At 68.4% G+C, this 11,533-nt stretch carries 11 protein-coding genes and 1 tRNA gene; 3 read left to right on the top strand and 9 right to left on the bottom strand.

What is annotated here, in order from left to right; genetic code table 11:
* Nucleotides 1-81 precede the first annotated feature (81 nt).
* The 7 genes from ACT53R_RS09610 to serS all read right to left on the bottom strand — a co-directional run bounded on the left by ACT53R_RS09610 (nucleotide 82) and on the right by serS (nucleotide 7,063).
* Nucleotides 82-924: a cyanophycinase gene (locus ACT53R_RS09610; protein WP_476171648.1), complete on the bottom strand. Its 843-nt coding sequence runs from the start codon at nucleotides 922-924 to the stop codon at nucleotides 82-84.
* A gap of 160 nt (nucleotides 925-1,084) precedes the next feature.
* Nucleotides 1,085-2,275 (bottom strand): beta-aspartyl-peptidase, encoded by a 1,191-nt coding sequence (iadA, locus tag ACT53R_RS09615; protein ID WP_476171649.1) that lies wholly within the window; start codon nucleotides 2,273-2,275, stop codon nucleotides 1,085-1,087.
* A 516-nt stretch (nucleotides 2,276-2,791) separates the two neighbouring features.
* A complete protein-coding gene (locus tag ACT53R_RS09620) occupies nucleotides 2,792-3,460 on the bottom strand; it encodes a hypothetical protein (RefSeq protein WP_476171650.1) in 669 nt (222 codons plus the stop codon).
* Nucleotides 3,461-3,742: 282 nt separating this feature from the next.
* Nucleotides 3,743-3,832: transfer RNA gene (locus ACT53R_RS09625), tRNA-Ser, on the bottom strand.
* 313 nt (nucleotides 3,833-4,145) lie between these two features.
* Nucleotides 4,146-5,168: a LysR family transcriptional regulator gene (locus ACT53R_RS09630; RefSeq protein ID WP_476171651.1), complete on the bottom strand. Its 1,023-nt coding sequence runs from the start codon at nucleotides 5,166-5,168 to the stop codon at nucleotides 4,146-4,148.
* 132 nt (nucleotides 5,169-5,300) lie between these two features.
* Nucleotides 5,301-5,693, bottom strand: coding sequence for a nuclear transport factor 2 family protein (locus ACT53R_RS09635; protein WP_476171652.1), 393 nt, complete (start codon nucleotides 5,691-5,693; stop codon nucleotides 5,301-5,303).
* Nucleotides 5,694-5,722: 29 nt separating this feature from the next.
* A complete protein-coding gene (gene serS, locus ACT53R_RS09640; protein WP_476171653.1) occupies nucleotides 5,723-7,063 on the bottom strand; it encodes a serine--tRNA ligase in 1,341 nt (446 codons plus the stop codon).
* Nucleotides 7,064-7,199: 136 nt separating this feature from the next.
* Here serS and ACT53R_RS09645 point away from each other — a divergent pair, with 136 nt between their 5' ends.
* From ACT53R_RS09645 to ACT53R_RS09655, 3 genes are read left to right on the top strand one after another with little or no spacing between them, the layout of a single operon-like run.
* Entirely contained in the window at nucleotides 7,200-7,862 is a 663-nt protein-coding gene (locus ACT53R_RS09645) for an energy transducer TonB (RefSeq protein ID WP_476171654.1), read from the top strand.
* Nucleotides 7,863-7,866: 4 nt separating this feature from the next.
* Nucleotides 7,867-8,229 (top strand): hypothetical protein, encoded by a 363-nt coding sequence (locus tag ACT53R_RS09650; protein ID WP_476171655.1) that lies wholly within the window; start codon nucleotides 7,867-7,869, stop codon nucleotides 8,227-8,229.
* Between the two features lie 43 nt (nucleotides 8,230-8,272).
* Nucleotides 8,273-8,869, top strand: coding sequence for an NIF family HAD-type phosphatase (locus ACT53R_RS09655; RefSeq protein ID WP_476171656.1), 597 nt, complete (start codon nucleotides 8,273-8,275; stop codon nucleotides 8,867-8,869).
* A 13-nt stretch (nucleotides 8,870-8,882) separates the two neighbouring features.
* On the opposite strand, the gene aroA is transcribed toward ACT53R_RS09655, so the two are convergent.
* The gene (gene aroA, locus ACT53R_RS09660; RefSeq protein WP_476171657.1) at nucleotides 8,883-10,247 is read right to left on the bottom strand and encodes a 3-phosphoshikimate 1-carboxyvinyltransferase; all 1,365 of its coding nucleotides are present in this window, start codon (nucleotides 10,245-10,247) and stop codon (nucleotides 8,883-8,885) included.
* Nucleotides 10,244-11,383, bottom strand: coding sequence for a histidinol-phosphate transaminase (gene hisC / locus ACT53R_RS09665; protein ID WP_476171658.1), 1,140 nt, complete (start codon nucleotides 11,381-11,383; stop codon nucleotides 10,244-10,246). Before hisC ends, aroA begins: the two co-directional genes overlap by 4 nt.
* Between the last annotated feature and the right edge of the window lie 150 nt (nucleotides 11,384-11,533).

The raw sequence follows: 11,533 nt of genomic DNA on the forward strand, positions 1-11,533 counted from the left end.
CGATGGGATCGGGCCGCGCGCCTGCACGGACCCGGGACACGCGCGCAACCGTCCCCCGACGGCCGACGTGCCTTGCGGCGGCTATTCCTTCGGCGCCAGCAGGGCGCCCGCGGAGGCCTTGCGCGTGTGCAGGTTGAACGTAGCACCGGCGACGAGGATGTGGAAGGTCAGGCCCAGCAGGCACACCGGCTGGCCCTCGTCGACCTGCGCCATCGACGAGAACTGCAGGCCCGCGGCGTCGACCACGGTCACGCCGCCGCTGCCCAGCACCTCGACGGTGTTGTCGGGCGAGATGAACGCCGCGGTGTCCTCGTCCAGGCCGATGCCCACGGCGAACGGGTTGTAGGCCAGCGACGTCGCCAGCCGACCCAGCCGATCCCGCTGGCGGAAATGCTGGTCGATGATGAAACGGTTGGTCAGCCCCAGGCCCGGCGCCAGCCGCACCATGCCGGCGACCGGCGTCGAGCCTTCCTCGCCGAACGCGATCATGTGCTCGCTGAGGAACGACGCGCCGGCGCTGGTGCCGGCGACGTGCATGCCGCGCGCGTTGGCGATGCGGATCGCCTTGGCCACCGCGGTGCCGCCGAGGTAGGTCGCCAGCCGCAGCTGGTTGCCGCCGGTGAAGAACACGCCGGTCGCGCGCTCGATGCGATCGACGCGGCTCGCTTCCTCGGCATCCCGACGGGTGTCGAAGTCCATGGATTCGACGCTGCGCACGCCGAGGTCGGTGAAGATCTCGACGTAGCGCGGACCGGTGGACAGCAGCTTGCTCGCGGTCGGGATCACCACGATGTCGGCGTCGGCGCCACCGCACAGCTCGACGAAGCGCGCGAGGATCGCGCGATCGTTCTCTTTCTCTTCCGCGCCGCCGATCGGGATGATCCAGCCGCGCTCTTCCCCGTCGGGGACTTTACTGGGGCACATCGAGGTTCCTGGAGTTGCTCAACGAAAAGGGGAAATCACGAAAACACTGTCATCCCGAGCGCAGCGAGGGAGCGGCTTTTCCGTTTGCGCAGTGGAAAGCAGGCCCCTCGCTGCGCTCGGGATGACAACGTCATGGGGACCCGCAGGCGTGACCCGCGGCTCACTCGAACAATCCGCGCCGCACGACCGCACCGTCGCGCACGTGCCACGCGCCCTGCGCCATCACGTCGGCGATGCCGCCGTCGGCATCGAGCACGACGAGGTCGGCGACGCCACCGATAGCAACGATGCCCTTGCCGGCCAGCCGCAGCAGCCGTGCGACATTCGAGGTGAAGGCCGGCAGCACGGCGTCGAGCGCGTGTCCGCGCGCGAGCAGCGTACGCAGCGCCTGCGGCAGCGCGCGCGAAGCGCCGACGTCCATGCGGCAGAGTCGGCCCTCATGGTCGAAGGTCGGCAGACAGCCGCCGGCATCGGAACTGATCGTGATCCGCTCCGGCGGCGCGCCCGCGTCACGGTAGCGCTCCCAGGCGTCCTCGGCCGACCACGCGTCCTCGTCGTCCTCGACCGGGAACGCGGTGACATCCACGGTGCAGCCGCGTCGCGCCAGCGCCAGCGCTTCCTCGAACAGCGCCTTGCGCCGGTTCACGTGGGTCGGATGGAACACGCGCGCCGGCAGTTCGGTCTCGTCCAGCGCACGGCGGACCAAGTCGAGCCCGCGCACGCCGTCGCCGAGATGCAGATGCAGCACGCCGGCCTTGCCGGTCATCAGCCCGGCGACGTGGCATTCGGACGCGATGCGCACGAATTCGTCGAACGTCGGCTGGCTGGAACGATGGTCGCTGATCGCCAGCTCGCCGACGCCCAGCACCGGATCGAGATAGACGATGTCGCCGCGCACGCTGCCGGTCAGCGTCACCGGCGGCACGTGGTAGCCACCGCACCAGCAGTGCGCGCCGAGGCCCTGCTCGCGCAGCGCATGGACCGAGGCCAGCAGCTCGCCCGGACTGCGCGCGAGGTCGTCGGTGCCCAGCACCCCGACCACGGTCGTCACCCCGGCCGCGGTGAACGCCGACAGCGGCACCGGCGGCACCCGCGTCGCGAACCCGCCCTCGCCGCCCCCGCCGGTAACGTGGGCGTGGGCGTCGATCAGCCCGGGAATCAGGCGCTTGCCGCCGAGATCGATGGCTTCCAGACCCGGCAGCGACGGTGCGGCGTCCTCCGCCGCACCGATCCACAGCACCCGCCCAGCCGCGACCAGCACCTGCCGCAAGCCGAGGTCCTCGGGTGCGAAGACATGGGCGTTGCGCAGGAGCGTCGGCGGCGGGAGCGATGCGGCATGGGTCGAGGGCATCCGGCATTTTAGCCGGTCGGGATGGGCGGGCGGCGCCTGGGGGCATCCCGGGCAGCTGATGGCCCAGGCCCGTCAGCCCCCAACCCTGTCATCCCGAGCCGGAGGCGAGGGACCTGCTTGTGGCTTTTGTGCTTTTCGAGCGCGGCGCACGAAGCGACGCCTACCGCACTGATGGTGAATCGTGCTCATCCCGCAGGGGGCTTGTTTCACGGGGAAAGCCCGGAATCCTTTTCCGCGCTGGCGCGCGGGCTACTTTCTTTGTCGCAAAGAAAGTAGCCAAAGAAAACTCCTCAAGTCCAATTCAAATCTGCCGCCGGAAGCGTTCCCGGGATTTTTCGATGAGGCGTCCTGCCTCATCGAAAAACGGCGCACATCGTGTGCGCCGCCCTCCGGGTCTACGATTACGAGATTGATCGGCGCTTCCGCAGTATCGCAGGGACGATTCAATCCTAGCCGATCCAGCAACTTGGCAAGCGCAGCACGAAGAGACTTGCCGGCAATTGCCCCATGAATCAGCTATACCTTGATAGGCCCAAACATTCCGGTGTAAATCAACGACTCCCATATCTTCTTCATGGCCTGGCCAGTCTCTTGACTCACGAAAAGCGAAGATCTCCGACCATGCGGAGAGCCAAGAAAGTAATACCTCATCGACTCCCAAGTTTCGGCCAGCTCAGACCACTCCCAGCATGGAATTTCCTTTTCCAAAAGAAGGGGCATTGCTAAAGAAAGCGGAATCATCCCGCCTTCGGAAAGCGGCTCACTCCAATCACACCTGACCAAGATGGGGCTCGCATCTGGACTATAAAACTGCACATCCAATTTTTCTGCAGTAATAGATGCCACATGATGATGCGGCAGGGAATTTACAGAGTCGATAACGTCCTGCCCATCACCATACGGGCACGTAATGAACCCATGAACAAAAAAGCGAGTGTGATCAAGCCCTCGGTATCCACACTGATAACTAGGCGTTGTCACAGGGTGACGATCATCGTGATTGCGAACCAACGGATGCCAAGTCGGGTAGCTGTCAACCACCGGCCCGAGTGAATCAACGATTTCAATCAAAGCCTGCTTACTTCGTGCTCTTTCAGCCTCACTTGCGTCTTTCGGCCTCGGCACAAGATAGCGTTCAACCTCTTCGTAGCCGGCTCTTGCGGACTCATCAGCTCTGAATGCCATTGCGCTCTCCGCATCTCAGGTTTCAGCACAATACATCAAGCTTAAGCATGAAACAACAAATCTATGCCAATGTTTCAAACTTCATGAAGAACCGACGCCTCTGTGAGAGCCCCCCGCCGAGGTGAGAGCGGGATTCACTCGGGCCATCCATGGCCCTCGCCCTGCGGGCGGCTGCGCCGTGCGCATCGGCAGTCCTGCCGATGCGTCGAACCCGGTGCGTGCGTCCACGCACTGCTCTCCGCCAGACACGCAAAAGCCCCCTTGCGGGGGCCCTTGCGTGTCTGGCGGAGAGAGTGGGATTCGAACCCACGGAAGGTTTGACCCTTCGCCGGTTTTCAAGACCGGTGCCTTAAACCGCTCGGCCATCTCTCCATTGTGTGTCGTGCGACGCGCCTTGCGCGTTTCGCCGGTTTGACCATCGACCTGCGGTCGATGTTCGCTGCGGCCTTCGGCCTCCGCAGTCAAGACGGCTGCCTTGAACCACTCGGCCATCTCTCCGTTGTCTGAAGCCCCTTCCCTGTCATCCCGAACCCGGCTTCATCGGGTGAGGGATCTGCTTGATCGCCGGCGCGGCAGGCGCCCGGGAAAGCAGGTCCCTCGCATGCGCTCGGGATGACATCGGAAGCGGCAGCGAGACGTCGGGGCGACGCGGGCATCGCGCGGACGCGGCCCGCGCCCCCAGCCCTCACGCCGGCTCGGGGATTCTAGCGCTCTTGTCCTTGTCTTTGCCCTTGGCCTTCGCCTGCTCGCAGTCCTGGTCCTTCGGCGGCATGCCGCCGGGGCAGTTGCGGCACTGCAGGCGCGAGGATTCCAGCAGCGGCGGCAGGTGTTCGGCGAGGTGGTCGATGAACATGCGCACCGCCGGCAGCAGGCCGCGGCGGGAGGCGAAGACGGCGTGGCAGATGCCCATCGGCAGGCGCCAGGACGGCAGCACCACTTCCAGTTCGCGGCTGCGCACGGCGTCGGCGCAGATGGTCTCGGGCAGCAGGGTGATGCCGAGGCCCTGCTTGGCCAGCGCCATCAGCATCGGGAAGTCGAAGCCGGCGATGCGCGGCTTGAGTTCGACGCGGCGGATTTCGCCGCCTTCGCCCTGCAGTTCCCAGCGCTGGCGGGCCTCGTCCTCGCTCATGCTCAGCGTGGTGTGGGCGGCGAGATCCTCGGGCTCGCGCGGGCGGCCAGCGCGATCGAGGTAACCCGGGCTGGCGACCAGCAGCTCCTGGATCTGGCCGAAGCTGCGCATCACCAGGCTGCCGTCGTCGTCGAGCTTGGCGCGGACGCGGATCGCGACGTCGAAGCCTTCGTTGATCACGTCCACCCGGCGGTTGCTGACGTGCAACTGCACGCGCACCTTCGGGTAGCGGGCCAGGAAATCCGGCAGCAACTGCGGGATGAGCTGCTGGGCGATGCCGACCGGCACGCTCACGCGGACCAGACCGCGCGGTTCGGCACTGAGGCGGTCGACCACCTCGCGGGCGGCGCCGGCCTCGGCCAGCATCGCCTGCGCGTGGCGGTAGACGCTCTGGCCCACGTCGGTGACGGCGAAACGGCGGGTCGAACGCTGCAGCAGGCGGGCGCCGAGGTCGGTTTCGAGCTGGCTGATGCGGCGGCTGAGGCGCGATTTCGGGATGCCCAGCGCGCGCTCGGCGGCGGCGAACCCGGAGTGTTCGACCACCATCGCGAAGTAGTAGAGATCGTTGAGATCGTTCACGGCGATTCCCCCTGATGAGTTTTCCAGAGATGGAACGATGGATGCGATTGAACCAGCTTTATCGCGCCCATGCAATGCCGAATGCCCCGTTTCGGGCGGAATTCACGACCGGCCGGGGCCGCGGGCGCGGGCTCAGCCGGCGTCGACGAGGGTGCCCTGATGGAAGACGATCACCCAGTCGTCCGGGTCGCGGCGCCAGAGGGTCGTCCGCCGGGTGATCCGCGGGCCCTGGGCCAGGGTGTAGGTCAGCAGGTAGAGGCCGTCGGCCAGCCGCTGGCAGCAGGAGTCGCTCGTTTCCCACGGGTCGTCGTGCGGCGCGGCGTGTCGGGCCACGAGCGTGTCGATCACGAAATCACGTGAATAGCGCCGGCCCGAAGCGCCGACTTCCCAAAAGTCGGGGTCGGTCATGCGCTCGAAGTCGGTGCGCGTGGTGCCGGACTCGGGCCGGTGGAAGATGGGTTCGCGCGCGATCAGCTCCGCTTCGATCGCGCGCAGGTCGGGCGGCGTGACGCGCGCGGGCGCCACGTCTGCCCTGCCAGCGTCGAGCGACGCGGTCAGGCGATCCGCTCGGCGCCGCCCATGTAGCCGCGCAGCGCCTCGGGCACGGTGATCGAGCCGTCGGCGTTCTGGTAGTTCTCCATCACCGCGATCAGCGCGCGGCCGACGGCCACGCCCGACCCGTTGAGGGTGTGCACCAGTTCCGGCTTGCCGGTCGCGGGGTTGCGCCAGCGCGCCTGCATGCGCCGCGCCTGGAAATCGCCGCAGTTCGAGCACGACGAGATCTCGCGATACGTGTCCTGCGACGGCAGCCAGACTTCGAGGTCGTAGGTCTTGCGCGCCGAGAAGCCCATGTCGCCGGTGCACAGCAGCACCTTGCGGTACGGCAGGCCGAGCTTTTCCAGCACGGTTTCGGCGCAGCGGGTCATGCGCTCGTGCTCGGCGTCGCTCTCGTCGGGCTTCGCGATCGACACGAGTTCGACCTTCTCGAACTGGTGCTGGCGGATCATGCCGCGGGTGTCGCGCCCGGCGCTGCCGGCCTCGGCGCGGAAGCACATCGAATGCGCGGTCATGCGCAGCGGCAGGCGCTCGGCGTCGACGATCTCGTCGCGCACGATGTTGGTGAGCGGGACTTCGCTGGTGGGGATGAGGTAACGCTTGCTCGCGCCTTCGCCCTCACCCACGGCGGTCGAGAACAAATCCTCCTCGAACTTCGGCAACTGCCCGGTGCCGCGCATCGAGTCGGCGTTCACCAGCAGCGGGACGTTGGTTTCCTCGTAGCCGTGCTCGTTGGTGTGCAGGTCGAGCATGAATTGCGCCAGCGCGCGGTGCAGGCGGGCCAACTGGCCGCGCAGCACGGTGAAGCGGGCGCCGCTGAGCTTGGCGGCGGTCTCGGCGTCCAGCCAGCCGTGGCGGGCACCGAGTTCGACGTGGTCCTTCACCGCGAAGTCGAAGGTGCGCGGCGTGCCCCAGCGGTGCTGCTCGACGTTGGCGTGCTCGTCGGCGCCGAGCGGCACCGATTCGTGCGGCAGGTTAGGCAGGGTCGCGGCGATGGCGTCGATCGCGGCCTTGATCTCGTCGAGGCGGGCCTCGCTGGCCTTCAGCTCGTCGCCGAAACCGGCGACTTCTAATTTGAATTTCTCGACCAAGGCATCATTGAAATCAACTACATCAAACTGCTCCTCGGCAACGAAGCGCGCCCGGCGAGCCATCAACTGGCCGATTTCCTTGCTCTTCTGATTGCGCTGCTGCTGCAGCTCCTGCGTGCGCACCTGGAGTTGCTTGCGCTCGGATTCGAGCAGCATCAGGCCGGCGACGTCGAGGTCGTAGCCGCGGGTGTCCTTGAGGCGGGCGGCCAGGTCGGCGGGCTGTTGGCGCAGCAGTGCGGGATCGAGCATGGGGAGGCGTGTGGCGGCGTGAGGGAATCGGGATTATCGCCCGAATCCGGGCACGATCCGCGGTTCAGCCGCCGCGCCATGACGCGCCGCGGGCGTGTGCCACAATCGGGCTCCCCCGCGAACGTCCCCTTTCCGCATGTCGACTGCCGGTTCCGTTCCGCCGCAGGGCCCGTCGCCGGGCCGTCGTTTCGGCCTTTCGCGCCGCGCCTGGTGGATCGCCGGCGCCGGCTTCGGCATCGGCCTGTTGCTGTTCTTCCTGCTGTGGCTGGACATGCGCGACAACGGCGATTTCTACCGCGCGCCGGATCATCCCGCGGGCGGCGACGGCCAGGTGTTCGAGCCCCTCCCCGCCCCGCAATCCCGCGGCGGCCAGAGCGCCAGCGGCCTGACCGAAGCCGCCGAAGCCGCACTGCGCAACCCGCGCCCGGCACCGCCCCCGGTGGTATCGCAGGCCCCCGCACCTGCTCCCGCACAGGCGAGCGCCCCGCCGCCCGACGCCCCGCGTCCCGCGCAGGCGCTGGCCCCGGGCGACACGCCGGTGCCGATCTCCCGTCCCGCGCCCAGCTACCCGCCCGACGCCATCCGCAACGGCGAGACCGGCACCGCGGTGGTCCGCATCGAAGTGGGCGCCGACGGCGAACCGGTCGAGGTCAGCCTCGTCACACGTACCGGTTCGCGCAGCCTCGACCGCGCCGCCCTCGCCGCCGCCCGCCGCTGGAAGTTCCGCCCCGCCCAGCGCAACGGCCAGCCCGTGCCGGGCGTCGTCGAGGCACCGATCGCGTTTTCGCTGGAGCGTTGAGGGCATGGACGAGTTCGTCGGACCGCCCTTGATGAAACGCGTGCGCCCGATGCACGAGATGGTCGAAGACTGGGCACAGGAACTGGCGGCTCGGCTCGGGCGCAGTGAACAGGTCATCCGCGAGCGCGGACTCGGTGCCATGGATTTTTCGCCCCTGCGCAGCGTCGAGATCCGGCACGGGGATTTCACCGTTCGCGTCCGCTTCGCCTTTGCCGTGATCCGCCCTGAGCAGGCGGTCGTGGCCGTTTTCTCGGAGCACTGGGGGTACGCCGAATACGGCCTGATGGAAGGGACGGTCGTGGCGCAGATCCATGAAGACATTTACACACACGAGCAGGCCGACGACGACGTCACGCCCGAAGGATGAACGCTTGGGTCACGCCATGCCCGGCCGTCGAAGTCCTGATGCGATGACATTCCGCAAACTGCTCGTCCTCGATCTCGACGAAACGCTGGTCCACACCTCGGAATGGCCGCTGGAGCGACCGGCCGATTTCCGCATCGCGGGTTACCACGTCCACGAACGTCCGCACATGGCGGCGTTCATCGGCTGGGCGCTCGACCATTTCGAGGTCGGTGTCTGGACCTCGTCCGGCCGGCTGTACGCCGAGCCGCTGGTGGCGCGGATCTTCCCGCCGGATCGCCTGTGCTTCCTCTGGTCCGGAAGCCGTTGCACGCTGGCACGCGACTGGGACAGCGGCGAATACCGCGGGCTCAAGTGCCTGAAGAAGGTCAAGCGCCTCGGCTGGCGGCTGGAATCGGTGCTGGCCATCGACGACTCACCGTGGAAGCACGTGCGCAACTACGGGAATCTCGTCACCGTCTCCGAATTCCTCGGCGACCCGGCGGACGACGAACTGCCGCGGCTCGCGGCCTATCTCGACACGCTGCGCGAGGTGCCGAACGTGCGCACGATCGAGAAACGGCGCTGGCGCAAGCGGATCGACGCGGGGCGCGATCCGCTGGCGGCATATCGCAAGCCCGCCGGCGGGTTCGGCGATGCGTAGAGCGGAACTGCGATCAGGCGTCCCGGAGGGCGAAGCCCGCGCCGCGGGCGAGGTCGTCGAAGCCCGGGAACGAGGTCGCGACGTTGGCAATGTCGCCGATCGCGAACGTGCCGTTGCAGCGCTGGCCGGCGATCGCGGACGCCATGGCGATGCGGTGGTCGCCGAGGCTGTCGATGACGACGGGCGTCGCGGGATCGACGGCGAACGCGGGGCCGGTGTCACCGGGGCCGCGGCCGTGGATCGTCGCGCCGTCCTCGACTTCGTCCACGCGCACGCCCAGCGCGCGCAGCGCGGCGGACATCGCGGCGAGGCGGTCGGACTCCTTCACCCGCAGTTCGGCGGCGCCGGAGATGCGGGTCTCGCCTTCGGCGCAGGCCGCGGCGACAAACAGCGCCGGGAATTCGTCGATCATGTCCGGCACGATCGCCTCGGGCACGGCGATGCCGCGCAGCGGCGCGGCGCGGACGCGCAGGTCGGCGACGGCTTCGCCGCCGGCCTTCGTGGCGTTCGCTTCCTCGATGTCCGCGCCCATCATCCGCAGCGCCTGCAGCAGGCCGGTGCGGCGCGGGTTCATGCCGACCGCTTCGAGCGTCAGGTCGGAACCGGGGATCACGCTCGCGGCGACGAGGAAGAACGCCGCCGACGAGAAATCCGCCGGCACGTGCACGTCGGTGGCGCGCAGCGCATGCGCGTTGCCCGCCCCGCCGCGCACTCGCGCGACGCCGGGCTCGTACTCGATCGGCCAGCCGAACGCGGTGAGCATGCGTTCGGTGTAGTCGCGGGTCGGGTGCGGCTCGCGGACGACGGTGTCGCCCTCGGCGTACAGGCCGGCGAGCAGCAGCGCCGACTTCACCTGTGCGCTGGCGACCGGCAGCGTGTAGTCGATGCCGTGCAGCGTGCGCCCCCCGCGGATGCGCAGCGGCGGCAGGCCGCCGGCTTCGCTGTCGATCGTCGCGCCCATCTTCGACAGCGGTTCGATCACGCGGCGCATCGGCCGCTTCGACAGCGAGGCGTCGCCGACGAGCGTGCTGTCGAACGCCTGCCCCGCCAGCACGCCGGCGAGCAGGCGCATGCCGGTGCCGGCGTTGCCGCAATCGAGCGCCTCGGCGCTGGCGCGCAGGCCATGCAGGCCGACGCCGTGGACGATGCGGGACTGCGGCGACGGCGCTTCGATCTTCACGCCCAGGCGCTGGAACACCGCCGCGGTGGCGCGGGTGTCCTCGCCTTCGAGAAAGCCGTCGATGCGCGACACGCCTTCGGCCAGCGAGGCCAGCATGATCGCGCGGTGCGACACCGACTTGTCGCCGGGCACGCGCAGGCGCCCGGTCAGCGGCCGGCCGGGGCCGACGATCCAGTCCTTGCGTTCGCCGCCGCTCATGCCAGCACCTCGTCGAGACCGGCCAGCAGCCGGCGGTTTTCGTCGGCGTCGCCGACGGTGATGCGCAGGCAGTGGCCGAGGCCGTAACCGCCCATCGGCCGCAGCACGATGCCGCGGTCGATCAGCGCGGCGTCGATCGCGGCGACCCGCGCCTCGTCGCCCGGCGCGGCGAACTGCACCAGCAGGAAATTTGTCTGCGACGGGAACACCCGCAGCCCGCGCGCGCGCAGCGCCTCGGCAAGCGCGGCGCGCTGCTCGCGGGTGCGCGCGACCACCCATGCGAGGTGGTCCTCGTCGGCGAGCGCGGCCTCGGCCGCGGCCAGTCCGGGCGTGTTGACGTTGAAGCTTTCGCGCACGCGCTCCATCACCGCGATCAGGCCGGGATGGCCGATCGCATAGCCCACGCGCAGTCCCGCGAGCGCGTAGGCCTTGCTGAAGGTGCGGGCGACGACGAGATTGGGATGCGCGGCGACGAAGCCCAGCGCCGACGCCCACTCCGGCGCGTCGACGAACTCGGCATAGGCCTCGTCGACGACCACGATCACGTCCGCCGGTACTTTCGCGAGGAACGCGGCGAAGGCGTCGGCACCGAACCAGGTGCCGGTGGGGTTGTTCGGATTCGCGAGGTACACCAGACGCGTCGACCGCGTGATCGTCGCGGCGATCGCATCGAGATCGTGGCCACGCGGCATCGCATGGTCGTCGGGATGGCAGGGCGCGATCCGCAGCGGCGCGTCGGCGGCCTGTGCGGCGATCGCGTAGACCGCGAAACCGTACTGCGAGGCGACGACCTCCGCATCGGGACCGGCGAACACCTGCGCGAACTGCATCAGCAGCTCGTGCGAGCCGTTGCCGAGCAGGATCGACGCGGCATCGACGCCATGCTTCGCCGCCAGTGCGCGCTTGAGATCACCGCCCAGCGGATCGGGATAGCGGTAGCTGGCGTGGATCGTGGCGAGCACGGCTTCCTTCGCCTTCGCGCTGGGGCCGTAGGGGTTCTCGTTCGAGCCGAGCTCGACCAGATGCCTTCCCTCGAACCGGCGCCGGAACGCGACAAGATCGTGGCCCGGGTCGTAGGCACGCAGCCGCTGGATGCCGGGGCGGGCGAGCGAGGAGAAGAAGGCTTCGTCGGTCATGGCGGAGAGGGCGTGGCGTCGTTCGAGGGATGCATCACGGGAAAGGAAATCTTGAACCACCGCCATTCCCGCGCAAGCGGGGACCCCAGTGCGGCCGCGATGACGCATGGGTCCTCGCTTTCGCGAGGATGACCGTCGGAGATCGAGCGC

Source organism: Lysobacter sp. DMC104 (assembly GCF_056313665.1).

Bases quoted from the DNA above. Each gene is read 5' to 3' on its own strand.
- hisC (WP_476171658.1), bottom strand. From the start codon at position 11,383: ATGACCGACGAAGCCTTCTTCTCCTCGCTCGCCCGCCCCGGCATCCAG.
- ACT53R_RS09645 (WP_476171654.1), top strand. From the start codon at position 7,200: ATGTCGACTGCCGGTTCCGTTCCGCCGCAGGGCCCGTCGCCGGGCCGT.
- ACT53R_RS09610 (WP_476171648.1), bottom strand. From the start codon at position 924: ATGTGCCCCAGTAAAGTCCCCGACGGGGAAGAGCGCGGCTGGATCATC.
- aroA (WP_476171657.1), bottom strand. From the start codon at position 10,247: ATGAGCGGCGGCGAACGCAAGGACTGGATCGTCGGCCCCGGCCGGCCG.
- serS (WP_476171653.1), bottom strand. From the start codon at position 7,063: ATGCTCGATCCCGCACTGCTGCGCCAACAGCCCGCCGACCTGGCCGCC.
- ACT53R_RS09655 (WP_476171656.1), top strand. From the start codon at position 8,273: ATGACATTCCGCAAACTGCTCGTCCTCGATCTCGACGAAACGCTGGTC.
- ACT53R_RS09620 (WP_476171650.1), bottom strand. From the start codon at position 3,460: ATGGCATTCAGAGCTGATGAGTCCGCAAGAGCCGGCTACGAAGAGGTT.
- ACT53R_RS09650 (WP_476171655.1), top strand. From the start codon at position 7,867: ATGGACGAGTTCGTCGGACCGCCCTTGATGAAACGCGTGCGCCCGATG.
- iadA (WP_476171649.1), bottom strand. From the start codon at position 2,275: ATGCCCTCGACCCATGCCGCATCGCTCCCGCCGCCGACGCTCCTGCGC.